This is a genomic window from Thalassolituus sp. UBA2590, from assembly GCF_002339775.1.
Classification (GTDB): domain Bacteria; phylum Pseudomonadota; class Gammaproteobacteria; order Pseudomonadales; family Oceanobacteraceae; genus Thalassolituus.
Genome location: NZ_DDKU01000021.1, coordinates 40,647 through 65,164, shown reverse-complemented (window position 1 = coordinate 65,164; position 24,518 = coordinate 40,647). Strand labels below are relative to the sequence as shown.

At 52.0% G+C, this 24,518-nt stretch carries 26 protein-coding genes and 3 pseudogenes; 17 read left to right on the top strand and 12 right to left on the bottom strand.

From position 1 onward, the window contains the following. Positions 1–157 precede the first annotated feature (157 nt). Genes tusD through B2067_RS01990 form a run of 5 tightly spaced genes read left to right on the top strand, consistent with a single transcriptional unit; the run spans position 158 to position 2,447 of the window. Entirely contained in the window at positions 158–544 is a 387-nt protein-coding gene (gene tusD / locus B2067_RS02010; protein ID WP_068439949.1) for a sulfurtransferase complex subunit TusD, read from the top strand. Further along, on the top strand, positions 544–888 hold the full coding sequence (locus tag B2067_RS02005) for a DsrE family protein (RefSeq protein WP_301387288.1): 345 nt from the start codon (positions 544–546) through the stop codon (positions 886–888). Before tusD ends, B2067_RS02005 begins: the two co-directional genes overlap by 1 nt. A 2-nt stretch (positions 889–890) precedes the next feature. After that, on the top strand, positions 891–1,157 hold the full coding sequence (locus tag B2067_RS02000) for a DsrH/TusB family sulfur metabolism protein (RefSeq protein WP_301387287.1): 267 nt from the start codon (positions 891–893) through the stop codon (positions 1,155–1,157). A gap of 1 nt (position 1,158) precedes the next feature. Then, positions 1,159–1,482 (top strand): TusE/DsrC/DsvC family sulfur relay protein, encoded by a 324-nt coding sequence (locus tag B2067_RS01995; RefSeq protein ID WP_301387286.1) that lies wholly within the window; start codon positions 1,159–1,161, stop codon positions 1,480–1,482. Next, positions 1,479–2,447, top strand: coding sequence for a glycosyl transferase family protein (locus B2067_RS01990; RefSeq protein WP_301387285.1), 969 nt, complete (start codon positions 1,479–1,481; stop codon positions 2,445–2,447). Before B2067_RS01995 ends, B2067_RS01990 begins: the two co-directional genes overlap by 4 nt. On the opposite strand, the gene cysG is transcribed toward B2067_RS01990, so the two are convergent. The 7 genes and pseudogenes from cysG to B2067_RS16045 form a co-directional block, all read right to left on the bottom strand. After that, positions 2,439–3,815, bottom strand: coding sequence for a siroheme synthase CysG (gene cysG, locus B2067_RS01985; protein WP_301387284.1), 1,377 nt, complete (start codon positions 3,813–3,815; stop codon positions 2,439–2,441). The two genes, B2067_RS01990 and cysG, sit on opposite strands and share 9 nt — an antisense overlap. Next, positions 3,812–5,125 (bottom strand): serine--tRNA ligase, encoded by a 1,314-nt coding sequence (gene serS, locus B2067_RS01980; RefSeq protein WP_301387283.1) that lies wholly within the window; start codon positions 5,123–5,125, stop codon positions 3,812–3,814. The genes cysG and serS overlap by 4 nt, the downstream gene beginning before the upstream one ends. 8 nt (positions 5,126–5,133) lie before the next feature. Continuing rightward, complete coding sequence (gene crcB / locus B2067_RS01975) at positions 5,134–5,508, bottom strand: fluoride efflux transporter CrcB (RefSeq protein WP_301387282.1); 375 nt, start codon at positions 5,506–5,508, stop codon at positions 5,134–5,136. A gap of 2 nt (positions 5,509–5,510) precedes the next feature. Beyond that, positions 5,511–6,830 carry a replication-associated recombination protein A gene (locus B2067_RS01970; RefSeq protein WP_301387281.1) on the bottom strand — a complete coding sequence of 440 codons (1,320 nt, stop codon included), beginning with the start codon at positions 6,828–6,830 and terminating at the stop codon, positions 5,511–5,513. Beyond that, positions 6,820–7,458 carry an outer membrane lipoprotein chaperone LolA gene (gene lolA, locus B2067_RS01965; protein ID WP_301387280.1) on the bottom strand — a complete coding sequence of 213 codons (639 nt, stop codon included), beginning with the start codon at positions 7,456–7,458 and terminating at the stop codon, positions 6,820–6,822. The genes B2067_RS01970 and lolA overlap by 11 nt, the downstream gene beginning before the upstream one ends. A gap of 23 nt (positions 7,459–7,481) precedes the next feature. Next, positions 7,482–8,960, bottom strand: a pseudogene (locus B2067_RS16050) (DNA translocase FtsK); the annotation flags it as partial. Between the two features lie 687 nt (positions 8,961–9,647). Further along, positions 9,648–10,115, bottom strand: a pseudogene (locus B2067_RS16045) (DNA translocase FtsK 4TM domain-containing protein); the annotation flags it as partial. A 107-nt stretch (positions 10,116–10,222) separates the two neighbouring features. Between B2067_RS16045 and aat the strand changes: the two are divergent. The 3 genes from aat (at position 10,223) to infA (ending at position 11,908) form a co-directional block, all read left to right on the top strand. Continuing rightward, a complete protein-coding gene (aat, locus tag B2067_RS01950) occupies positions 10,223–10,918 on the top strand; it encodes a leucyl/phenylalanyl-tRNA--protein transferase (RefSeq protein WP_301387279.1) in 696 nt (231 codons plus the stop codon). Then, complete coding sequence (locus B2067_RS01945) at positions 10,915–11,622, top strand: arginyltransferase (RefSeq protein ID WP_297533531.1); 708 nt, start codon at positions 10,915–10,917, stop codon at positions 11,620–11,622. Before aat ends, B2067_RS01945 begins: the two co-directional genes overlap by 4 nt. Positions 11,623–11,689: 67 nt before the next feature. After that, positions 11,690–11,908, top strand: a complete 219-nt coding sequence (gene infA / locus B2067_RS01940) for a translation initiation factor IF-1 (protein WP_028292799.1) — start codon at positions 11,690–11,692, stop codon at positions 11,906–11,908. A 27-nt stretch (positions 11,909–11,935) separates the two neighbouring features. Here the strand turns inward: infA and clpA are convergent, their stop codons facing one another. Both clpA and clpS read right to left on the bottom strand, forming a co-directional pair. Further along, positions 11,936–14,194 (bottom strand): ATP-dependent Clp protease ATP-binding subunit ClpA, encoded by a 2,259-nt coding sequence (gene clpA / locus B2067_RS01935; protein ID WP_301387278.1) that lies wholly within the window; start codon positions 14,192–14,194, stop codon positions 11,936–11,938. Positions 14,195–14,208: 14 nt separating this feature from the next. Then, positions 14,209–14,559, bottom strand: a complete 351-nt coding sequence (gene clpS, locus B2067_RS01930) for an ATP-dependent Clp protease adapter ClpS (RefSeq protein WP_297533607.1) — start codon at positions 14,557–14,559, stop codon at positions 14,209–14,211. 221 nt (positions 14,560–14,780) lie between these two features. Here clpS and cspD point away from each other — a divergent pair, with 221 nt between their 5' ends. After that, a complete protein-coding gene (gene cspD, locus B2067_RS01925; RefSeq protein ID WP_297533529.1) occupies positions 14,781–15,038 on the top strand; it encodes a cold shock domain-containing protein CspD in 258 nt (85 codons plus the stop codon). A gap of 66 nt (positions 15,039–15,104) precedes the next feature. Here the strand turns inward: cspD and B2067_RS01920 are convergent, their stop codons facing one another. Next, positions 15,105–17,333 carry an NADP-dependent isocitrate dehydrogenase gene (locus tag B2067_RS01920; protein WP_297533528.1) on the bottom strand — a complete coding sequence of 743 codons (2,229 nt, stop codon included), beginning with the start codon at positions 17,331–17,333 and terminating at the stop codon, positions 15,105–15,107. A gap of 215 nt (positions 17,334–17,548) precedes the next feature. Between B2067_RS01920 and B2067_RS01915 the strand changes: the two genes are divergently transcribed. The 5 genes from B2067_RS01915 to dusA all read left to right on the top strand — a co-directional run bounded on the left by B2067_RS01915 (position 17,549) and on the right by dusA (position 21,419). Continuing rightward, positions 17,549–18,178 (top strand): pseudouridine synthase, encoded by a 630-nt coding sequence (locus tag B2067_RS01915; RefSeq protein WP_297533527.1) that lies wholly within the window; start codon positions 17,549–17,551, stop codon positions 18,176–18,178. Positions 18,179–18,271: 93 nt separating this feature from the next. After that, the gene (locus B2067_RS01910; RefSeq protein WP_297533526.1) at positions 18,272–18,724 is read left to right on the top strand and encodes an NUDIX hydrolase; all 453 of its coding nucleotides are present in this window, start codon (positions 18,272–18,274) and stop codon (positions 18,722–18,724) included. Continuing rightward, positions 18,725–19,819, top strand: coding sequence for a tRNA 2-thiouridine(34) synthase MnmA (gene mnmA / locus B2067_RS01905; RefSeq protein ID WP_297533525.1), 1,095 nt, complete (start codon positions 18,725–18,727; stop codon positions 19,817–19,819). After that, a complete protein-coding gene (hflD, locus tag B2067_RS01900; protein ID WP_297533524.1) occupies positions 19,819–20,454 on the top strand; it encodes a high frequency lysogenization protein HflD in 636 nt (211 codons plus the stop codon). Before mnmA ends, hflD begins: the two co-directional genes overlap by 1 nt. Further along, positions 20,454–21,419, top strand: a complete 966-nt coding sequence (gene dusA / locus B2067_RS01895) for a tRNA dihydrouridine(20/20a) synthase DusA (RefSeq protein ID WP_301387277.1) — start codon at positions 20,454–20,456, stop codon at positions 21,417–21,419. The genes hflD and dusA overlap by 1 nt, the downstream gene beginning before the upstream one ends. Position 21,420: 1 nt before the next feature. Here dusA and B2067_RS01890 read toward each other — a convergent pair whose 3' ends face one another. Beyond that, complete coding sequence (locus B2067_RS01890) at positions 21,421–21,741, bottom strand: rhodanese-like domain-containing protein (protein ID WP_301387276.1); 321 nt, start codon at positions 21,739–21,741, stop codon at positions 21,421–21,423. A gap of 131 nt (positions 21,742–21,872) precedes the next feature. On the opposite strand from B2067_RS01890, the gene tal reads away from it, so the two are divergent. Genes tal through B2067_RS01875 form a run of 3 tightly spaced genes read left to right on the top strand, consistent with a single transcriptional unit; the run spans position 21,873 to position 24,089 of the window. Then, positions 21,873–22,820, top strand: a complete 948-nt coding sequence (gene tal / locus B2067_RS01885) for a transaldolase (protein WP_301378772.1) — start codon at positions 21,873–21,875, stop codon at positions 22,818–22,820. After that, positions 22,817–23,245, top strand: coding sequence for a TerB family tellurite resistance protein (locus B2067_RS01880; protein WP_301378774.1), 429 nt, complete (start codon positions 22,817–22,819; stop codon positions 23,243–23,245). The genes tal and B2067_RS01880 overlap by 4 nt, the downstream gene beginning before the upstream one ends. Beyond that, the gene (locus tag B2067_RS01875) at positions 23,235–24,089 is read left to right on the top strand and encodes a DNA replication terminus site-binding protein (protein ID WP_301378776.1); all 855 of its coding nucleotides are present in this window, start codon (positions 23,235–23,237) and stop codon (positions 24,087–24,089) included. The genes B2067_RS01880 and B2067_RS01875 overlap by 11 nt, the downstream gene beginning before the upstream one ends. An 87-nt stretch (positions 24,090–24,176) precedes the next feature. Here the strand turns inward: B2067_RS01875 and B2067_RS01870 are convergent. Beyond that, positions 24,177–24,518 (bottom strand): annotated as a pseudogene (locus B2067_RS01870) (NAD(P)(+) transhydrogenase); the annotation flags it as partial.

The window sequence follows — 24,518 nt, the reverse complement described above, 5'->3', positions numbered from 1 at the left end:
TTCAACCGCTCAGCCATCCCTCCGAACGGCGCTTATATTACCTCTCTCATTTTCCACGTCAACTTCTTTTTTAAAATCAATTCGTTACCGCCTTACCTTTAGAGCTGACAGTACCCAACCACAGGGCTATCATGGGTGGTAAATCTTGGGGGCTTCAGTGAACTACACCATACTCATATCCAGCTCGCCCTTTCAGGGAAGCCAGCATCAATTGGCCATGCGGTTTATACGTGCGACTCTGGAAAGTGATCATTCGATCAAGAGGATATTTTTCTACGGCGATGCTGTACTCGCTGCAAATCGCCTTCAGACCCCACCGCAGGGGCAGAAATCGATTGCGCAAAGCTGGGCGGAGCTTGCAGAAGAAATCTCTATCCCTTTACACGCCTGCATTGCTAACAGCGTACGCAGAGGGATTGTTGATGAGCGGGAAGCTGAACGCTACAACCTTGGCGTATCATCGATACACCCCTCATTCACGCTCACCGGGCTTGGGGAAATGGCCGAGGTTGTTCATGACAGTGAGAAAATGGTGCAATTCTGATGAGCTCTTCCATTCTGATTAACATCACTCGTCCACCGACGCCTGACTGCGAGGCGCTGGAGTATGCACTGGCTATGGCGGCTTTTGATATCGAAGTGAAAATTCTTTTCTCAGGTCGCGGCATTGATTGGCTTAACGCGGGCCAGGCTTCGCGCAAACCCGGAGGAAAGTCCCCGGCTAAGCTACTTTCGGCACTCTCGATGTACGGTATTGATGACATTGCTGTAGCTGGCGGACCGGCAACCTCAGACGAAAGCCCGAAAACTTTCGATACCTGCCAGACTATTTCGCAGCAGCAAGCGGCAAACTGGGCCAGAGATGCCCATCATGTGGTATCTTTCTGATCATGATTGTTCACACCCTATTTTCAGATTCGCCTGACACACTGAGCCAGGTCAAAGCCGCACTATTGCCGGGGGATGCAGTCCTGCTCGCAGGAGACGGCTGCTACCAGATCGAGAGAGCAAAGCAGATCAGCTCAGACGCTGATCTTTTTATGCTGACAGAGGACGCTCAGGTCCGCGGAATCAATGAAACTAATGCTCGTCTGATCAGCGATCCCGAGTGGGTAACCCTGACGGCAGAGAGCCAGCAAGTAATAAGTTGGTTCTGAGATGGCGACACTCAATGACCTGGCACTGGATAAAGACGGTTTTCTGGTTGAACTTAACGACTGGGATGCGGATGTTGCTGCAGTGCTTGCGCAAGATGAAGGTATCATCCTTACAGACGCTCATTGGGAAATCATCAATGCCATTCGCGCCTTCTACGCCGAGTTTGACCTCGCGCCAGCGATGAGGCCCCTCTCCCGCTATATTAAGCAGACACTCGGTGCTGACAAAGCAGGGAGTATTTACCTGATGACATTATTTCCTGAAAGCCCGGCGAAAAAAGCCGCAAGAATAGCTGGCCTTCCAAGACCGGAGAACTGCCTGTGACACAACACGCCCTGGCCGATTACGTGCGCATCCTTGCCAGAGGAAAGAACGCCAGCCGAAATATGACGTTCGAAGAAGCGCGATTTACGATGAGTGAGATGCTCGCCGGACGTTATGAAGATGTTCAGCTCGGTGCAATATTTATGCTGCTGCGGGTACTTGAAGAAACCCCTGATGAAATAGCCGGGTTTGCGTCTGCAGTTAATGAGTACTGGCCCGAGCCAGCTGGACATTTTGACCTGGTCTGGTCGAGTTATGCAGGCAAGCGGCGCCAGCCGATGTGGTGGGTGCTATCTGCGCTACTGCTTGGTCAGATGGGGCATCGTATCCTTGTACACGGCACTTTGGCTCACACTCTGGGTCGGGTTTATGCCCATGAAGTTTTTCAGGAGCTTGGCTTACCTACCGCAACCAGAGATTCCCTGGGTACGATTACCGCTCCATTAGTCTACCTGCCCTGCTCTGAGGTGCACCCAACGCTACAACAGTGGCTTAGTCTTAAGTCAGTCCTGGGGGTGCGTTCACCGATCAATACGGTGCTTAAAACAATCGCTCCGGCAGGCGTGCCTTCTGTGCAGGGCATATTCCACCCGGATTACCGGACGACTCACTCTATGGCGGCAAGTATTAATCAGGATACGGCAGCCATCATCAAGGGTGAAGGTGGCGAATTTGAGGTAAATCCTGAGCGTCCCTGTCAGGTGACAGTGGTTGTTGAGGGTGAAGAAGCCCAGTTTCGGATTGCCAATGATTCATCCCACTATGATGATAAAGCCGCAAGCCCGAACACCGAACATCTCATCAAACTCTGGCAAGGCCGGGACCACTCGCAATATGGTCACGATGCCGTGCTACGTACAGCCGCCCTGGCCCTGTGTGCCATGCTCAAGTCAACAGACTACGTATCCGCTTTATCGCAATGCAGCAAAGCCTGGGCAGAGCGGGATAAAAGCTTACTAGCCTGAGCGCCAGTTAAGCGTAGAGTGAAGGCTGACAACGCTCCCCACAATCGTGAGCGTAGGGGCTTGAATCTTCCGGCCAGCGACGTATTCAGGCATGGAAGCGAGCGTACCCGTGTGCACTTGCTGGTCCGGTAAGGTGCCCTTCTCGATCAACGCAATCGGTGTTTCTGCAGGCATGCCGTGCGCGATCAGCTGACTGCAGATCTCCGGCAAACCAACCAATCCCATATAGATTACAAGTGTCTGCTGTGGATGAATCAGTTCATCCCATGGCAGATTACAGGTGCCGTCCTTCAAATGCCCTGTTACGAAACGTACGCTTTGTGCATGATCCCGATGAGTAAGCGGGATGCCAGCATACGATGAGCAGCCGCTTGCAGCGGTAATTCCGGGCACAACCTGAAATGGAATACCTGCCTCTGCTAACTGTTGAATTTCCTCACCGCCACGACCAAAAATAAAGGGATCTCCCCCCTTGAGCCGCAGCACTCTTCGACCTTTCAGAGCTTCATCAACCAACCGCTGATTGATTTGATCCTGAGGGACAGCATGGTCGCTTCTCGCCTTACCAACGTAATGCCTCTCGCAATCATCGGGTAATAGGCTGAGTATGGCTGGACTGACCAAACGATCGTAGAAGACAACGTCTGACATCTGAATCAAACGCAGAGCCCGAAAGGTCAACAAGTCAGGATCACCGGGGCCCGCGCCTACAAGAAATGCCTCTCCAGCCGAGATATTCTCACCGGAAAGTAATCCCTCGACTATCTTGTCGGCTGATGCTTCTTGTCTTGCCAGCACCTGATCGGGGGCCTGAGACTGCATCAATCTTCTCCAGAAAACTCCCCGCTCCTTAGATGTGCCCTCGCTGCGCAACCTCAGTCTCAGCGTCTCCAGCCACTGACCAAGTCGTGAATAATCCGTGGGGATAAATGCTTCGATGCGGTCTCTGACGAGCCGCGTCAGTGCAGGGGTTGCCCCACCGGTGGAGATCGCAACCTTCAGCGGTGAACGATCGACAACCGCGGGAAAGGAAAAATCGTTGTCTTCAGGCTCATCAGTACGACAAACCCACGCGCCAGAGCTTCTGGCGAGACGAGCCTGATGTTCGTTTGTCGCCTTGTCATCCGTCGCCAGAACAACATAGTCGCCCGCTCGGTAATCTTCTTCTCCGGCGACACGCTCGTGGCAAGTCAGTCTATCACCAGCCAGATCAAGGATCGCATTATCGATATTGGGCGCAATGACGTAAATCACCGCACCGGTATCGATCAGAGTTTTCACTTTTCTCGCAGCAACCGCTCCCCCGCCGATGATATAAAAGCGGGCTCGCGATGCATTAATTACGAGGGGTAGATGACTTTTGCTCACGCACCTTTCCGATCAGCGCCAACCTTCATAGTACTGATCCGCTCAGTACCACCCATGTAGGGACGAAGCGCCTCAGGTACAGAAACCGAGCCATCTTCTTCCTGATAGTTTTCAAGAATAGCGACCAGTGTCCGGCCGACGGCCAGGCCCGAGCCGTTCAGTGTGTGAAGTAGTTCGGGTTTGCCTGTCTGAGGATTACGCCAGCGCGCCTGCATCCGACGAGCCTGATAATCGCCAAAGGTACTGCAGCTGGAGATTTCACGGTACTTCTGCTGACCGGGGAGCCAGACTTCAAGATCGTAGGTTTTGGCTGCGGAAAAGCCCAGGTCACCACCACACAGAATCACCTTGCGGTATGGGAGATTCAGTTTCTGAAGGATAGCTTCAGCATGACCGGTCAATTCTTCAAGAGTCTTCTCTGAATCTTCCGCCTTAACAAACTGAACCAGCTCGACTTTGTCGAACTGATGTTGGCGAATCATGCCTCGGGTGTCACGACCATAACTACCCGCTTCACTACGGAAGCATGGGGTATGGGCAACTTTTTTCACCGGCAGCTCGACATCATTGACTGTGTCACGCAGCAGGTTGGTTACAGGAACCTCAGCGGTAGGAATCATATACAGATCTTTATCACCCTGAGCCTGCGGAATTTTAAAGAGATCTTCTTCAAACTTAGGCAGCTGACCTGTGCCCTCGAGCGCCTGACGGTTAACCAGGTACGGCACGTAAGTTTCTTCGTAACCATGCTCGAGTGTGTGCGTATCAAGCATGAACTGGGTCAGTGCCCTGTGCATTCTGGCGATAGGACCGCTCATGACGGCAAAACGAGAGCCTGCAACCACAGCACCGGCATCGAAATTAAGGCCGTGCGGCTCGCCTACATCTACGTGATCTTTCGGCTCAAATGAAAACTCGCGCGGCTCACCCCATTTCAGGACTTCAACATTGTCGTCCTCATCGCTGCCCGCAGGCACTTCCGCCAGGGGCACATTCGGAATCGCCATCAGCATTTCACGAAGATCAGACTCAACCTGCTTAGCAGCTTGCTCTGCGCGCGTAATATCGGCATCCAGACCACTCATTACCTGAGCCTTCGCCTCTTCTGGCGACATGCCCTGTCCGATCAGCTGGCCAATCTGTTTGGATGCTTTCTTCTTTTCTGCCTGCAGCGACTGAGCTTCAGTCAGTGCTTTTTTACGTGCATCGTCAAGTCGACCGAATTCCACATCATCAAATGAAAAGCCCTTCTTGGCGAGGGCATCTTTAACATCATCTATGTTGTCGCGAATGTACTTAATATCGAGCATTGTTCTTCTTAAACCAGAGATTTTGAGAGCCACATTCCTGCGGCCGTAGCAGCAAGACACCCCAGCAGACTGACACCTATGTAGGCCAGAAACGCTTCATATCGCGCCTGCTGCAGTAGAGAAATACTTTCTAATGAGAAGGTAGAAAAGGTAGTAAATGCACCTAAAAAACCCACCATCGCCAATTGACGGTGATGATCGCCACCAAACCCATTTTCGACGAGCCAGACATAGGCGACGCCAATGGCGAAGGAGCCTAACAGGTTCACTGAAAGCGTGCCATAGGGGAAAGGCCGGTCAAGCCACTTAAATACCGCCGTCGCCATGCTGAATCTTGCGACCGCGCCCAGCGCCCCTCCCAGAGCGATCCATAAATACGCCAAAGTCAACTACCGCCGTCTGTATATCGTTTCTTATCGCTCAGGCGATTGAGTTCACGAAGGTGATCCAGTTTGGCACCAATCTTCTGCTCAAGGCCGCGAGCTACCGGTGAGTAAAAACGCTCATCCGCCAGGGCTTCAGGGAAATAGTTTTCACCCGCGGCAAATGCTTCAGGCTCGTCATGAGCATAGCGGTACTCGGCACCGTAACTCATGTCAGACATCATCTGAGTGGGAGCGTTTCTGAGGTGTAATGGTACCTCATAGCCCGGTGTTGACTGCACCAGTTTCCTCGCCGCTTTGTACGCTGTGTAAACTGCGTTGCTCTTTGGGGCGCATGCTAAGTAAACAACGGCTTGGGCCAGATTGAGCTCTCCCTCAGGGCTGCCCAGGCGCTCCTGAGCCTCCCATGCGGCAGTACAGACAGAGAGTGCGCGGGGATCGGCATTGCCAATATCTTCACTGGCCATACGCACGAGACGCCTTGCTATGTAGAGCGGATCGCAACCCCCGTCGAGCATACGACTGAACCAATAGAGGGAGGCATCCGGGTCAGAACCCCGGACCGATTTGTGTAAGGCGGATATCTGTTCATAAAAGGCATCACCACCTTTGTCGAACCTGCGCAGACTGCTAACTAATACCGCCCGAACATCATCGTCACAGAGAGAAGATCCGCCATTCAGCTGTAGCGCTTGCTCTAACAGATTCAGGGCACGGCGGGCATCGCCACCCGCGGCAGCTGCAAGAACAGAAAGCGGAGATTGATCTTTCTGCTCAACTCCTTCCGACTCAAGTCCACGCTGAATGACCTTTACAAGGTCATCGTCCGTAAGAGACTTAAGGATATATACCTGCGCTCGCGAGAGAAGTGCATTGTTCAACTCAAACGACGGATTTTCTGTCGTTGCCCCGACAAAGATAAAGGTTCCGTCCTCAACGTATGGCAGGAAGGCGTCTTGTTGAGACTTATTGAAACGATGAACCTCGTCGATAAAAAGCAGTGATTTGCGACCACTCCCCGCTGCCTGTCGCGCCTGCTCAACCGCCGCCCGGATCTCTTTGACCCCAGCCATGACCGCACTCAATGACAGAAACTGAGCATCGACGTAGCTGGCGATAAGACGAGCTAGCGTGGTTTTGCCTACACCTGGAGGCCCCCACAGGATAAGAGAGTGAATCTGTCCTGCGTTCAAAGCATTCCGCAGAGGCGCGCCTTCACCGACGACATGTTCCTGCCCGATGTAATCGTCGAGCGAGCCAGGCCTGAGGCGCGAAGCCAACGGCTCGTATGGTTTACCCTGCGAAAATAAATCAGCTGCCATGGCGCCCGTCGATTACGTCAACATCATCAGGCGCAACAAAGGTGAATGCAGCAGGATCAAGTTCAGGATTTATTTGCTGAGCAGTAAAACGAATTTCGGTGATTTGCCCGGCAGCGTCGAATATACGCATAAATTCAACTTCATCATTTACGTAGTCGAACTCAAGCGCTTCAAACAACTGGCTGGCATCCAGAGGCTTCAATCTGTAACGCACGGCATTACCAGCCTCTTCTCTCGTTGCTGTGTAGCTGTCAGAGATATTGCTGACATCACCACTCAGAAGCAGCGCGGGGGTTTCCTGAAGCTTTGATTCAAGGTTGCGAATGGTCACTTGCTCCAGGTCCATATCGTAGACCCAGACAGATTCGCCATCGGAGACAACCAGCTGCTCATACGGTGGATTTGTTTGCCAGCGCATTTTCCCTGGTCGCTGAACAGAGAGCGTCCCTGATAAGCTCTGCAGTACTTCCCCATTCTGATCCATGGTCACCTGCGAGAACTCGGTTTCCATCGAGTTGAGGGATGTCAGCCTTGAGGTAAATTCCTCCAGCGCTTCACCGGCGTGGATACCCAATGACACTACAGAAAAAATAATCCCGCCTGCTAATGCGGTCAGCTTTGAAATCATAAAAAACTCTACTTTTATTTGAGTTAAGCAGGAGGCGGGGCAATAACTTCACGGCTACCGTTATGAGCTGGTGGTGAAACGACACCCGCTGCCTCCATGGTCTCGACTAGCCTTGCGGCCCGGTTGTAGCCAATACGTAATTTACGCTGCACTGATGAGATCGAGCATTTACCGGATTCGGTCACAAAGGCAACCGCCTGATCGTACAGATCGTCTTTTTCACCGTCGGCGTCATCGCCGCCCATCCCCGGCACCGAACCATCCTCACCCACTTGTGTGATTTCTTCGATGTAGTCAGGCTCCCCACGTTGCTTCCATTCTGCAACGACGCGATGCACTTCGTCATCGTCAACGAAGGCTCCATGAACCCTTTCAGGCAAAGCGTTACCTGGAGGCATAAACAGCATGTCGCCATGCCCCAGCAGCTGCTCAGCTCCGCCCTGATCAAGAATGGTCCGCGAGTCGATTTTTGATGACACCTGGAATGCAATCCGCGTCGGTACGTTTGCTTTGATCAAACCGGTAATAACGTCCACAGAGGGGCGCTGAGTCGCCAGAATCATATGAATGCCTGCCGCACGAGCTTTCTGGGCGATTCGAGCGATGAGTTCTTCTACTTTTTTACCAACCATCATCATCATGTCGGCAAATTCGTCCACGACAATCACAATGTACGGCAAGGGTTCAAGCGTGGGCGGAGTCGTATCGAATGATTGATCAATCTGCCATAGCGGATCAGCCAGTGGCGTACCCGCCTCAATGGCGTCCTTAACCTTCTTGTTATAACCGGCAATATTACGAACACCCATTGCAGCCATTAATTGATAGCGCCGCTCCATTTCAGCGACCGACCAACGAAGGCCACTTGCAGCCTCTTTCATATCAGTAATAACAGGTGTCAGCAGGTGAGGAATCCCCTCGTAGACGGATAATTCCAGCATCTTCGGATCGACCAGAATCAACCTTAGCTCTTCGGGCGTAGACTTGAATAGCAGTGAAAGCAGCATCGCATTCACACCTACCGACTTACCCGACCCTGTCGTACCCGCAACAAGGAGGTGGGGCATTTTGGCAAGGTCAGTAATCACAGGGTTACCTGCAATATCATGCCCCAGCGCGAGCGTAAGCGGTGATTTCGACTTGTCGTAATCTTCAGACGACAAAACCTCACCCAGTGTAACCATGGCGCGATTTTCGTTAGGGACTTCAATCCCCATGACCGATTTGCCCGGTATGACCTCTACAACACGTACCGCAACCATGGCCATCGAGCGCGCGAGATCCTTCGCCAGGTTCGATATCTTACTGGCCTTCACACCCGGTGCCGGCTGGATCTCAAATCGCGTAATAACCGGGCCCGGTGCCACAGCAGTCACTTCAATTTTCACACCGAAGTCGGCAAGTTTCTGCACCAGAAGCTCGGATAAATCGTGCAGGCGTTCCTCCGAGAAGCCGGCCTTGCCATCACTTTTAGGCGGGTCCAGCAAAGCAATTGAAGGCAACGGGTCGTTACCTTTGAATAATTTGCCCTGCAGATCTCGCTTAGCCCGGTCGCTTGGGCGCGACTCACGCTTTTCGAGCGGCTCAATTTTCAAAGATTTAACATCGGCAGCAGTGTTTTCGATGATGTCAGTATTGGGTACCGTCCTGGGCACTTCGCGAGCGGCCACAGCCTGTACCGGGATGGCATCTTCGTTTCTTGCCTCTTCGTTTCTTGCCTGGGCGGCAGGTGCGGGTTTGGGCTCGGCTTCAGGGCCAGGTTCAGACTTAGAGACATCCCAGGGCAGATCACTTACGAGCGAATCGTCACCTTGGTCATCCAATGCACTAAAACCTGCGAAGCTGTCGAGCGGGTCCTTGTCTGCATCGGATGCCGCACCGACTGATGGCGGATCGAACCGGCTATTCTTAGGTGAACCTGAGTTCGAGGCGGTGATTTGAGGCTTATTGGCAGAGTCAGGCTCTTGGGTGCCAGTCGCACGTTTCCTGGCGATAAAGGCTAATGCGTTGTGAAGGATGCTGTCACCGGTCGTTTCTTGGTCGTGGGCAGTAGTACCGGCTTTCTCCACGCTTTGAGAGTCAGCCTTCTTGTTTCCGGAAATGCGCCCAACAAAAGAAAGAGCAGCACCACCGACCCGCTCGAAAAACATCAGCCAGGAGAACTCAAGAAACAACACAAGGCCGAGTGCCAGTGCGACAATCAGAATTGAGACGGACCCGATAAAGCCGAACAGCGGCACCATCAGCGCTATAGCGCCCTCGCCTATGATGCCGCCGGCACCAGCTGGCAGGAGCTCACCGCGCCAGATACTGACATCTGCCAGAGCGGCAAGTGAGATAAGAATGAGTAACAGGCCGCTGGCCCTGAGCACCCAGACCCGCCCTTCTACGGCTGGCGCCTTGCGGAACAACAACCAGGTCTTAGCCATGATCAGAGCAGGAAAAGCGAATGCGAGATATCCCAGGCCGTGGAGCAGAAAGTCGGCCAGGTAGGCTCCGACGCGCCCGATGGAGTTATCTGCCGTGCCGCTGCCGACGACTGACCATGCAACATCTTCCGGATCATAGGAAAAGAGAGCCAGAAACAGCAATACACAGCCAAGCGTAAGCAGAAGAAACCCTATGTCGTGGCGCTTACGCCAGCCGTCGTCCGACATATTTTTCTGTTTATTGTCGATTTCAGAGTGCTGCGATGACAAAATATCGTCCTGCTAATGGTCAAACGTCCACAGTCTAACACGGCTAAACGAGCCTGTTCATAACTATGATTGATTGGTTAGATGAGTTCCGCTCGCCGGAATTCCCAGATACAAGTAGAGCACTCGAAGAGCCCGAAGGACTTCTTGCCGCTGGCGGCCATCTGAGCCCCACCTGGCTGGATTGCGCCTACCGGAAAGGAATCTTTCCATGGAATGACCCTGATGAGGCACGACTCTGGTGGACTCCTATGCCTCGGGCAGTCATTCTTCCGGAAACCTTCAGAATTCCTAAAAGGATTGCCCGCGAGGTTCGCAATACCGATCTTCGCGTCACAGCGAACCTTGATTTCAAAGGAGTAATAAAGGGCTGTATGGCTCCCCGGGCCGACAGCGAAGGTACCTGGATAGACGATGAGATTATTGATAACTACCCCAGACTCCATAACGCAGGTCGGGCGATATCAATAGAGTGCTGGGATAAGTCCGGAGCCTTGTGTGGTGGTTTCTATGGGCTATCCATAGGCCGCATTCTCTTTGGCGAAAGTATGTTCACCAAACACAGCGGAGCATCAAAGGTGGCCTTTGCTACCGCCGCCCCACTCCTGTTTGAACTTGGTTTTGAGATGATTGATTGCCAGATGAGAACCTCACATCTGGAGCGATTCGGTATTATTGAGCTGGATCGCCCTGAATTTGAGAGCCGACTTCACGCGGGAGTAAACAAGCCTGCGCCTTCACCACTTCCCGGCGTTCTGAAATGAGATCAATCCCCTTATTTACACCTGCCGAGACACACGACTGTCCATACCTTGAAGACAGACAAGCGCAGAGTCAGTACGTCGACCCCAGGATAGTACCGGACTTGGATACCATGAGCGCACTGAGTCGACTGGGCTTCCGGCGCAGCGGAAAGCTCATTTACCGGCCCTCCTGCCCATCGTGCCGCGAATGCCAGTCCATCAGAATCCCAACTGCACAGTTTGCCCCGAGCAGAAACATGAAGCGCGTACTTAATCGCACTCGCCACTGGCGGGTGTCGGTGCGCCCTCTGTCGGATAGTCCTGAGTTCTTCGATCTCTACTGCAGATATATCAATGCGAGGCATCAGGATGGCGACATGTATCCCCCCTCCCGACAGACCTACGATGAGTTTATTGGCGAAAGCCTCGGCAACACACAGTTTCTCGTGGCCGAGGATGGCGAGGGGGTAATTGGTGTTCTGGTTTTCGACAGATTCAATGATGGGCTCTCGGCTGTGTATTGCTTCTACGAGCCGGACCGCGAAAGCGAATCAGTGGGCACATCTATGATTATTCGTCTGACGCTGTTAGCCCGAAGCGTCGGACTTCCCTACAACTACCTCGGCTATTACGTCGAGAACTGTCGGAAAATGAGCTACAAAGCCCGCTTCACTCCTCTTGAAGTTCTGAGTGATAACGACTGGATACGCCTAAATCCCGCCTAAGCTTTGCCATAGCGAGTGTTTTAGGGCAGAATGCGCGCGCATTGAACAAGTTTCAGACAGGTGACGAATGGCAAAAGACGATCACATTGAAATGGAAGGCGAAGTCATCGACACGCTTCCTAATACAATGTTCCGGGTTAAACTGGAAAACGGTCACGTAGTGACCGCTCATATTTCCGGCAAAATGCGTAAGAATTACATCCGTATTCTTACTGGCGACAAAGTTAAAGTGGAACTGACACCTTACGATCTTAGTAAGGGACGCATCACTTACCGCGCTCGCTGATCCTCGCCTTCGGCAATCTGCCGGCCATCAGGCCGGCATTGCCTCAGGTAATTCCAACGAAAGCTCGCCGTCGACGACGGTAATCTCAATCTCGCCACCCTTAGAAAGATCACCAAACAGGATCTTCTCAGCCAGCGGTTTCTTGATCTTATCCTGAACCAGACGAGCCATTGGGCGTGCACCCATCTTCTCGTCATAGCCGTGCTCAGCAAGCCAGCTACGGGCCTCATCATCAACGTTCAGCAGCACACCCTTGTCGTCTAACTGACCCTGAAGTTCAGCCAGGAACTTATCGACGACATGTAGCGTGGTATCCGGCGTAAGAGGCGCGAACTGAATAACACTGTCGAGACGGTTGCGGAACTCAGGTGTGAACAGCTTCTTAAGCTCCTCGGCACCATCCGTTGTATGATCCTGCTGCGTGAAACCAATACTCGCACGACTCATCTGAGCAGCACCGGCATTGGTCGTCATAACCAAAATCACGTTACGGAAATCCGTCTTGCGACCGTTGTTATCCGTCAGCGTACCGTGGTCCATAACCTGAAGCAGAATATTGAACACCTCAGGGTGAGCCTTCTCGATTTCATCCAGAAGTAGCACGCAATGAGGCGTTTTATTCACCGCTTCTGTCAGTAAGCCGCCCTGGTCATAACCCACATAACCCGGAGGCGCACCAATCAGGCGAGAGACCGTGTGGCGCTCCATGTACTCAGACATATCGAAGCGGACAAGCTCCATGCCCATGACAGACGCAAGCTGCTTCGTAACCTCTGTTTTACCAACACCGGTTGGGCCGGCAAAGAGGAATGAGCCGATCGGCTTTTGCGGACTGTTCAACCCAGCACGAGACATTTTAATGGCTGTTGAGAGTGTCTGAATCGCTTCATTCTGACCAAACACCACCATCTCGAGCTTATCTTCGAGACCAAAGAGCAGTTCTTTGTCAGACGCTGATACAGACTTCGGTGGAATGCGTGCTATCGCTGCCACCACCTCTTCTACTTCACCCACATTAATGGTTTTCTTACGTTTGCTTGGTGGGACCATCTGCTGTAAAGCACCTACTTCATCAATCACATCAATTGCCTTGTCGGGCATGTTGCGGTCATTGATGTAGCGATCGGCCAACTCTGCAGCGGCTTTAAGGGCTTTGTCCGTGTACTTGACCTTGTGGTGCTCTTCAAAGCGAGATTTGAGACCCTTGAGGATTTTATAAGTATCCTCAACAGACGGCTCTGCCACATCGATCTTCTGGAAACGACGGGTCAGAGCACTGTCTTTCTCGAAAATCCCACGGAATTCCGTAAATGTGGTTGAGCCTACGCAGCGCACCTCACCTGAACTCAGAAGCGGCTTCAGCAGATTGCTTGCATCCATAACACCACCAGAGGCGGCACCAGCACCGATAATGGTGTGAATTTCATCGATAAACAGTATGCCGTGAGGTTGACGCTTCAACTCTGCCAGCAATGCTTTGAAACGTTTTTCGAAGTCACCCCGGTATTTAGTGCCAGCCAGAAGTGCGCCCATATCGAGACTATAGACAACAGCATCGCTGATCACATCGGGTACTTCTTCGTCGACAATGCGCTTAGCCAGGCCTTCAATAATGGCCGTTTTACCGACGCCAGAGTCACCGACAAGAAGCGGATTGTTCTTACGTCGACGCGCCAGAATCTGCACAAGACGATTAACTTCGAACTCGCGTCCGATCAATGGGTCGATTTTACCCTCGCGCGCCAGGCGATTGAGGTTAGTCGCATACCCTTCAAGAGCAGACTTGGACCCTGCTTCCGCTTCTTCATCGAGATTGTCTGCCGCCTGATCAGCGCCCTCTTCCGGACCGCTGACTTTCGAAATGCCGTGAGAGATGTAATTAACCACATCAATACGAGCAATATTCTGCTGCTTCAGGAAATAAACAGCCTGGCTTTCCTGCTCACTGAATATGGCGACAAGGACATTCGCACCGGAGACTTCAGTTTTGCCCGATGACTGAACGTGGAATACGGCCCGCTGCAGGACGCGCTGAAAACCCAACGTTGGTTGAGTTTCCTGCTCGCCATTAGATTCCGGGATAAGGGGAGTTGTGGAATCGACGAAGTCATCCAGATCTTTGCGGAGTTTGACAATATCGGCTCCGCAAGCCTGAAGTACGGTCGAAGCCGCATCATTGTCTAGCAGCGCCAACAGCAGATGTTCGACTGTCATAAATTCGTGACGCTTAGAACGAGCCTCCTTGAATGCTTCATTCAGGGTTTGCTCGAGTTCTCTATTCAGCATAAAGCCTCCTGGTTTCAGTCGTCTGCCGGGGCTATCTCACACATCAACGGATGTTGGCAGTCCTTGGAGTATTGATTCACAATTTCTGCTTTAGTTTCAGCAATGTCTTTAGTATAGACGCCACACACGGCACTGCCTTTCATGTGGACCGCGAGCATAATCTCTGTTGCCTGCTCCGGTGTTTTGCTGAAAAACTGTTGTAAAACCTCTACAACAAATTCCATTGGCGTGTAGTCATCATTCATCATCACCACGCTGTACATCGACGGGCGCTTCAGCTCCGGCAGGGACTCCTGAACCGCAATATTTCCGTCTTCCTCGTGATGAGGATCCTGACCACTTAAGCTTAGTTGATATTTATACATGACGCGTCGATGGGATTCTGTGTTTGCCAAATTAGTCACATGATAACGCTGTCAGGCCAACCCGACCACTCAGGCATACCACCTTAGTCGAATATGTGATTAATTAGGTCAATCAGTGTCTTGACGGGCCACAATGGGCGGCGTAGGTTTTACACGACTAGGGTATACAAGCCCTATCCACGAAAAACGCACCTATATCTGTAGTTATAAGGAGATTTGCGATGAAAACAGGGACTGTAAAGTGGTTCAATAACGCCAAAGGTTACGGTTTTATCCTAAGTGACGAAACCAATGAAGATCTGTTTGCCCATTACTCAGTCATTGATATGGACGGATACCGCACACTGAAAGCAGGCCAATCTGTCCAATTCGACATCAAACCCAGCGATAAAGGACTGCACGCGATCAACATCCGTGCCCTTGATGGTGCAGAGGCTTCGGCACCAGCAGCAAAGGCTGAACAAGCAGAGCCTGCCTGAGGCACAATCTTTTTCAGACGCGCATAAAAAAACCGCCGGAAGGCGGTTTTTTCTTTTAACCCAGTATTACTGCTGATCAATCAGAGTATTAAGGGTCTTGCTCGGACGCATGACTTCAGTCGCCTTCTCTGGGTTTGGCCAGTAGTACCCACCGATATCTACCGATGAGCCCTGAACAGATTTCAATTCTTCCAGGATCTGGGATTCATTGTCATTGAGAGCGTTTGCCAGCGGCTTAAAGTGCTCAGACAGCTCGGCGTCATCAGCCTGAGCAACCAGAGCCTCCGCCCAGAACTTCGCGAGGTAGAAATGACTGCCACGGTTGTCCAGATTACCCAGCTCGCGCCCTGGAGATTTCTGTTCCTGCAGAATTCGCCCTGTCGCGATATCCAATGTTTTGCCAAGCACTGCTGCTTTAGCATTGCCGGTTTTCTCTGCGAGGTGCTCCAGCGACGCTGAAAGCGCCATAAACTCGCCCAGAGAGTCCCAGCGCAGGAAGTTTTCTTCAAGTAGCTGCTGAACATGCTTTGGTGCAGAGCCGCCAGCGCCTGTTTCAAACAGACCACCGCCGTTCATCAGGGGGACAATTGAGAGCATCTTAGCGCTGGTGCCCAATTCAAGAATTGGAAACAGATCAGTCAGGTAGTCACGAAGCACATTACCAGTGACTGATATCGTGTCTTTGCCGTCTTTCATGCGAGCAAGCGTGAATCGAGTAGCTGCTTCCGGCGCCATGATGCTGATTTCCAGACCGTCAGTATCTGCTTCCGAAAGATACGCCTCGACCTTTTTAATCAGCTCAGCGTCATGGGAGCGATTTTCGTCAAGCCAGAATACGGCTGGAGTGGAAGTCGCACGAGCGCGGTTAACAGCAAGGTTTACCCAGTCACGAATAGGAGCATCCTTAGCCTGGCACATGCGCCAGATGTCGCCCTTGGCAACCTCGTGCTCAATTAACTGCTCGCCGGATTCGGTAATAACGCGCACTTTGCCGTCAGCTGGAATCTCAAAAGTTTTGTTATGCGAGCCGTACTCTTCTGCTTTCTGCGCCATCAGACCAACGTTAGGTACTGTGCCCATGGTGCGCGGGTCGAAAGCACCGTGCTCTTTACAGAAGTCGATGGTTTCCTGATAAACACCGGCGTAACAACGATCCGGAATGACTGCAATTGTGTCATGCAGATCACCATCCGAACCCCACATCTTGCCAGATGAGCGGATCATCGCAGGCATAGACGCATCTACGATTACGTCATTTGGTACATGAAGGTTGGTGATGCCCTTGTCCGAGTTGACCATCGCCAGATGCGGGCGCTTCTCATAACAGGCTGCGATATCAGCTTCGATAGCTTCACGCTCATCATCGGGCAGCTTCGCTATCTTCGCATAGACGTCGCCGAGACCGTTATTAACATCAACGCCCAGACGCTCGAAGGTTTCTGAATACTTTTCAAAGACTGGTGCAAAGAAAACAGACACCACGTGACCAAAGATAATCGGGTCAGAAACCTTCATCATGGTTGCTTTCAGGTGAACTGAGAACAATACGCCCTTCTCTTTTGCTTCCTGGATTGTCTTGTCGAGGAAAGCCCGAAGAGAGGCAGCACGCATGACAGATGCATCAATAACTTCACCATCAAGCAGCTTCAGACCTTCTTTGAGTGGCGTTACGTTGCCTTCAGCATCAACGAACTCAATATCAACAACGTCAGCATTCGACAGTGTGAGCGATTTTTCGCTACCGTAGAAGTCACCTTCTTCCATATGCGCTACAGAGCTCAGGGAATCAGACGACCACTCCCCCATTGAATGAGGATAGCTGCGTGCATACTCTTTTACTGACGCAGGTGCGCGACGGTCAGAGTTACCCTCACGCAGAACCGGGTTTACGGCACTGCCTTTAATACGGTCGTAACGAGCTTGTACGTCACGGTCTTCGTCCGTTGCCGGATTGGACGGATAAAGCGGAACATCAAAGCCCATACTGCGCAGCTCTTTAATTGCTTCGCGTAGCTGTGGCAGAGATGCACTGATATTCGGCAGCTTGATAATATTGGCTTCTGGCTGCCCTGCAAGGGTGCCCAGCTCTGCAAGCGCATCAGGAATACGTTGTTCTTTTTGGAGGAATTCCGGGAAGTTGGCCAGAATACGGCCCGCCAGAGAAATATCACGTGTCTCAACATCGACGCCGGCAGAGCGGGAAAACGCCTGAATAATCGGCAGAAGTGAGTGAGTTGCCAATGCTGGCGCCTCATCGGTTTCAGTATAAATAATCCTGGATTCGTTCGCGGACATTGTGTCTCCTGTTGCGTTACGCTATTGCTGTGTCGCATGAACCGGCTTCACTAACTTGTGGTAAGTGAAGGACTCCGATCCGGTATGGCTGCAAGCTGGTGATGCCAGATTGCATCTAAACCGATGCTGAGTAGCTTCTTAAGTGCCGCTAATTTGTAGTTTTTCTACAAAAAATGCAAGCTAGACAAAAGAATAAGTAATTTTCTTACAAAACCATGGCTCGCCTGATACTTCTTAACAAACCATTCAACGTTCTTTGCCAGTTCACTGACAAAGAAGGACGACCCACTCTGGCCGACTTCGTAACCACACCCGGGGTATATCCAGCCGGGCGGCTCGACTATGACTCCGAAGGCCTGGTTCTGCTTACCGACTCCGGACCTCTACAGGCAAGGATAGCTGACCCTCAGCATAAGATGACAAAAACCTATTGGGTGCAGGTTGAAGGACGTCCTGATGATAGCGAAATTGATGCGCTTCGGAGTGGGGTCACCCTCAAGGACGGCCCAACCCGCCCTGCCAAAGTTGCCATTATTGAGCCACCCAACGTTTGGGAGCGAAACCCTCCGATTCGCTACAGGGAAAACGACGTCACCACCTGGCTACAAATCGAAATTTCAGAGGGGCGTAACCGGCAGGTCAGACGCATGACAGCCCATATTGGCCACCCCACTCTTCGTTTGATCCGGGCATCTGTCGGCCCCTGGTCACTCAGTGACATAGGCAAGCCCGGAGAGTTCACGTCCGTCGAGGTTCACATGCCAAAGAACTCCGGATCTCGCCGGAAGCCAACGAAACATAGCAGCAAGCCGACTCGACGCAACAGCACTCAACGCAAACGCTGAACCTCCAGCGCGGTAGCCATTCGAGCAGCCGCCAAAGATGCCTCATGCGAGCATTTCAGGTAAACTTCGCAGCTTGATTTTACCGGAGGCCTCATGACTGCCGAACGCTGGACACCGCACGCTACCGTAGCCACTATCGTCACCCGCGGGGACGACTTTCTCATGGTGGAGGAAATGAGCAATGGAGCGCGCGTCATCAATCAGCCAGCCGGACACATCGAGAAAGATGAAGCTGTTATTGATGCAGCCGTGCGTGAGACCCTTGAAGAAACCGGGTGGGAAGTGAAACCTACAGCCCTGCTCGGGTTTTACACCTACACAGCGCCCGCTAACGGTGTTACTTACCATCGGTATTGTCTTATTGCTGAAGCTATCCGGGAAGTACCAGGCGCAGAGCTGGATGAAGGAATTATCGGCCCATCATGGATGTCTATTGAAGAACTGAGGGGCGCCACCAATCTGCGTAGCCCCATGGTACTGACCTGCGCTGAAGACTACCTCTCGCGTAAACATTATCCGTTAGACCTGATTGTTGAGCATCCCTGAATGACAGACATCTCCAATACCAAAGTCATCGTCGGCATGTCTGGCGGTGTTGATTCTTCCGTATCTGCCTACCTGCTGATTGAACAAGGCTACCAGGTGGAAGGCCTGTTCATGAAGAACTGGGACGAAGATGATGGGACGGAATACTGCACGGCAAAAGAAGATCTTGCAGACGCCCAACAGGTCTGCGACACGCTTGGTATAAAGCTTCATCAAGCTAACTTTGCTGCAGAGTACTGGGATAACGTATTCGAACACTTCCTCCATGAATACAAGGCAGGCCGCACGCCGAATCCGGATATCCTGTGCAATCGCGAGATCAAATTCAAAGCCTTTCTTGAGTACGCAAAAGTACTGGGCGCTGACCTTATTGCGACCGGACATTATGTGCGTCGGGGGCAGCGTGGCGACGATACGGTCTTATTGAAGGGGCTCGATGGCAACAAGGACCAGAGCTACTTCCTGCATGCCGTCGGCGGAAAAGAGATCGCTATGACACTCTTCCCTGTTGGTGAGCTGGAAAAGCCTGAAGTTCGCAGAATAGCCGAAGAGAACAACCTGGTAACGGCCACCAAGAAAGACTCGACTGGCATTTGCTTCATTGGCGAACGTCGTTTTAAAGACTTCCTGAAGCAATACCTTCCTGCGCAGCCTGGTCGCATAGAGACACCTGAAGGTGAAGACATTGGCCAGCACAGCGGCTTGATGTATCACACTCTTGGCCAGCGTCAGGGGCTTGGTATTGGTGGCCTGAAGAATCACCCGGACGCTCCCTGGTTTGTTGCTGGCAAGGACCTTGAGCGGAACGTACTGATTGCCGTGCAAGGAAAAAACCACCCTTTGCTGTTTACCGACTGGCTTACTACTACTGAGGTGTTCTGGGTGAATGCCGCTCCGGATACGCCTTTGCGCTGCAAGGCAAAAGTAAGATATCGCCAGGACGATCAGGACTGTGTCATTGAAGCAAGTGGCACAGGATTTCGGGTAACGTTCGATAAACCACAGCGTGCAGTCACTCCCGGTCAGTCGGTCGTGTTTTATCTTGAGGATCTGTGTCTGGGCGGAGGCATAATTGAGGCAACGGGAAACAACTGATGACGACACAACAAAAACAACAAGCAATCGCCCTTGCTGCCGTATTTCAGGCTGCGTCACTCGTAGAGGAACTCGCCCGCACCGGCGACGTCCCCAGCGAAGCCACGCAGCCTATGATCGATAGTCTTTTTGTTCAGAATCCCGACAACTTCGATAGCATTTATGGCGACCCTGCCGAAAGCCTTGGGCGGGGGTTGGAGACATTACTGACGGTCAGCGACCGCGATGCTGGCCAGGTCAGCCCTGATGTCACCCGCTATGCATTGAGCCTGCTCCACCTTGAGAGAAAACTAAGCAAGGCTCCTGGGATGCTGGACGCCCTCGGGCAAGGCATTCAGCAGGCGTCCCGTCAGGCTGAGCATTTTTCGAATGCGCATCCTAATACTATTGCGGCACTCGCTGATCTGTACAAACAGACACTCAGTCAGCTGAGTTTCCGGATTCGAGTAACAGGCAACCCAACGTACCTGCAGAATGCGGGTACAGCCGACAAGGTTCGAGCCATTCTCTTATCTGGTATTCGTGCTGCAATTCTGTGGCGCCAAGTCGGAGGGCGCCGTTGGCAGCTGCTTTTCAGCCGTCGTCGTTACTCAGAAATATGTCGCGACCTCCTGACTGAATCGGACCATTCCTGATGAGCATTAATCGCCGTTTCAGTACAGCTCCGATGATGGACTGGTCTGATAAACATTGCCGTTACTTCTGGCGGCAGCTGACCAAAGACACACTGCTCTACACAGAGATGGTGACGACTGGCGCGCTGATCCATGGCAATCGTGACCGTTTTCTCGAATACAACGATATTGAACACCCGATCGCGCTCCAGCTAGGCGGCAGCAATCCTTCAGAGCTCGCCACCTGTTCCAGGTACGCTGAGGAATGGGGCTACGATGAGGTCAACCTTAACGTGGGTTGCCCGAGCGATCGCGTTCAGAACAACATGATAGGCGCATGTCTGATGGCTCATCCGCAGCTGGTCGCTGACTGTATTAAGGCTATGCAGGACAGTACCAGTATTGATGTGACCATTAAGCACCGGATCGGTATTGATGATCAGGATAGCTACGAGCACATGCGTGATTTTGTCGCCACCGTTGCTGAAACCGGATGCAAAACTTTTATCGTGCATGCACGAAAAGCCATCCTTCAGGGGCTTTCTCCAAAAGAAAACCGGGAAGTACCTCCTCTGCGCTACGATGATGTATACCGGCTGAAACAGGAATTTCCAGATCTTGAGATCATCATCAACGGTGGGATTAAGACTCACAAGCAGATCGCCGAAATCATGCCGCACGTCGATGGAGTTATGTTGGGGCGTGAGGCTTACCAGAATCCGTCAGTGTTGATCGATGCAGACGAGCTTTACTTTGGCAAGCCCGCCAATACAGAGTCGGCGAAGGATGCTGTGCGTGCACTCTATCCTTACATCGAGACTCTTTTAGCGAAAGGAGCCCCGCTCCATTACGTCAGTCGACACATTCTGGGGCTCTTTAATGGTCAACGAGGCGCAAGGTTATTTCGTCGCTACCTGAGCGAGCGAGCCCACCTTCGTGAGTCCGGCATTCAGGTTTTAGAGGAGGCACTGCAGCTGATTGACTGAATCACTCAGTCATCGCTGCATACTTCTCCCTGGCATCACTCAGGCCGCCAACATTCGTGATGTTGGTGTACCCTTCAGCCTCCAGCGCCCTCTGAGCAATACCGGCGCGATTACCCGAACGACAGTAAAGATAGATAGGTGTGTCCTTATCTTCGACAAGAGAAGCGATTCTATCGGTAATCTCGCCATGAGGAACATTGGTCGCCGCATCCAGGTGACCTGAGTTGAACTCCCCTTCGCTTCTGACATCCAGCCATACCGGTTCGGCAGCGAAAACAAGTGCCGAAGCAAACATCAATACGAGTGCAGCAATTACTTTCATAATCAACTCCAATTATCTGTTTTGTATCGTCTTTTACTTTTCTCAACGTTGTTGTCAATTGACCTTAACCTTGAGTTCCTACACTCTAAGATAAGTCAGACACACTTACATTACCAGCCTGGAATATAGAAATGAGCAAACTGGAAGCGCTACGAGGAATGACCGTAGTGGTCGCCGACACAGGTGACATCGAGGCAATAAAAACTCACAAGCCGGAAGACGCCACCACAAATCCGTCGCTCATTCTGAAAGCTGCAGCGATACCTGCGTACCGCCCACTCCTCGAAAAAGCAGCGCAATGGGCGTCATCTGCAAACAACAATGATTCCATGATTGCCAACGCCTGCGACTATCTGGCCGTTGCGATCGGAAAAGAAATTCTGGGTATTATTCCCGGCCTGATCTCGACTGAGGTTGACGCTCGCCTCTCCTTCGATACAGAAGCAACCATTGCCAAGGCAAAGAAACTTATTTCTATGTACGAGGCCGAAGGCGTTCCGCGCGAACGCGTTCTGATTAAAATAGCCTCTACATGGGAAGGCATTCAGGCAGCCCGTAAGCTTGAAGCGGAAGGCATTACCTGCAACCTCACACTGCTGTTTAATTTTCACCAGGCAATTGCTTGTGCTGAAGCGGGCGCAACGCTGATTTCACCCTTTGTTGGCCGCATCCTCGACTGGCACAAATCTAAGCTCCCCGATGCTGATTTTTCCGGTGACAACGATCCTGGTGTTCAGTCGGTCGCCAGAATCTACCGCTATTACAAAACCTACGGGCATAAGACCGTCGTTATGGGGGCCAGCTTCCGTAATACCGGCGAAATTGAAGCCCTGGCAGGCTGTGACAAGCTAACAATCAGTCCTGACCTGTTAGCAGAGCTGGCATCTGACGCGACGCCCTTGGTTCGCCGTCTTGAGCCACAGCTGAGCAGTGCAGACGAGGAAATCAAGGTCGACGAGGCAACATTCCGTTGGGCCATGAATGAAGACGCCATGGCTACTGAAAAATTAGCTGACGGTATTCGTCGCTTTGCTGCAGACCAGCAATTACTTGAGCAACAACTGACAGAACTTCTATGATTCGCAAGTTTTTCGAAAAACTCACCGGTGAGCAGTATGTGCCCGAGCCTCAGGACTCGGCTATCGCTGCCGCGGTTCTTATGACAGAAATCATTCGTGCTGATCATGATGTGGACGACACAGAAAAAGACGCGATGCGAGCCGCCCTTAAGAGCCTGATTCCCGAACGGGACGTCGAAGCGTTACTTACAGAGGCTTTTGATACGGTCGACGTTTCAAATGATTTACAGCGTTTCACATCTGCGATTCACGATCAGTGGGAAGTCGAGCAAAAGATGGAGCTTCTGGTCTCGCTATGGAGAATCGCCTACGCCGACAACGATCTGGATAAATACGAGGAGCACATGATTCGCAGGATTGCCGATCTTTTGTATATTTCTCATTCCGATTTTATCAAGGCAAAGATAACTGCACGTGATCACTGAACTGAAGTCGTGCTTTGACGACCTCAAAGCGCGCCTCTCTGATTTAACCGGGCACCTCAATACAGAACGTCCACACCACTTCTACCCTCTGAGTGATACCGAGCAGGCGATAAATCCAGACCCAATCCATTGGGCAAACGACCATCTCGCCGATCTCTGGTATATGTCTCATGAGCAGGACGGAAGAACAACGCGCAGCCGTCACGGGCTTATTCTCGCAAGCCCGGAAACCCAGTTACTGATCAAAGAGGTAAATGACTGCAAAGAGGCTTTTGCACGGGTATCGAGAACACTCCGGGGCACCTCTGAAACGAGCCTGAAGAGTGCCCTCAGTGCGCTTGATGCGCGCGGCTCGTCGTTTCGGAATCTCATTGGCAACGCAAGCGGACTTCGCCGCATTCACCTGAAACAATGCACAAGAACCCTTCCTCTCCTTGATGAGTATCCGGTGAGCTGCCGTTTTACCTGGTATGCCCATGGCCGGAGTATCAAGCGCATTTCAGTCAAAGAAGCCGAGCAGGCTTTGCTGGATATAGGTGAAGAGAAAGCACATGTACAAGCTCAGCTAAAAATACTTGGCAATCTCCCCCCAAGCTCAAAACTTGCCCAGGTCCAGACACTTGCACCGACAGTCAGAGCCAACGTTGTATTTCAGAGCGGGCGAAAATCACTTAACTGTCCCGTGCCGATCTTTGTTGCTACCGATAATCCGCATAGTGAGCTACCGAAGATAAAGGACGTTCCTCTAACGCCGCCCGAGGGGCGTAGTAGGAAAAGTAGAGAAGATAATCTGATTAGCGAGGCTCCGATTCTGCCCAGCTTGAGAGTTCACACTTACGAATAAGTACCACAAGGAACAAACAGCACAAGGAATAAGTACCGGTACGAAAGAGTAAGCTGACTCTGCTACAGCAGAGCCAGCCTTGTCGCATCAGAGCCTGTTCAGGCCATTGAGCGCTGCAACCCGGTAAGCTTCTGCCATTGTCGGGTAGTTGAATGTCGTATTGACGAAGTAACGAAGAGTATTCCCCTCACCCTTCTGATTCATAATGGCCTGGCCGATGTGCACAATCTCAGCTGCCTGGTCACCAAAGCAATGAATACCTAAGAGCTCCAGCGTCTGACGATGAAACAGTATCTTGAGCATACCCACGCCTTCGCCAGTAATCTGTGCACGTGCGATGTTCTTGAAAAAAGCCTGCCCGACCTCGTACGGAATCTTCTCTTCCGTCAGCTGTCGCTCGTTCTTACCGACCGACGAAATCTCGGGAAT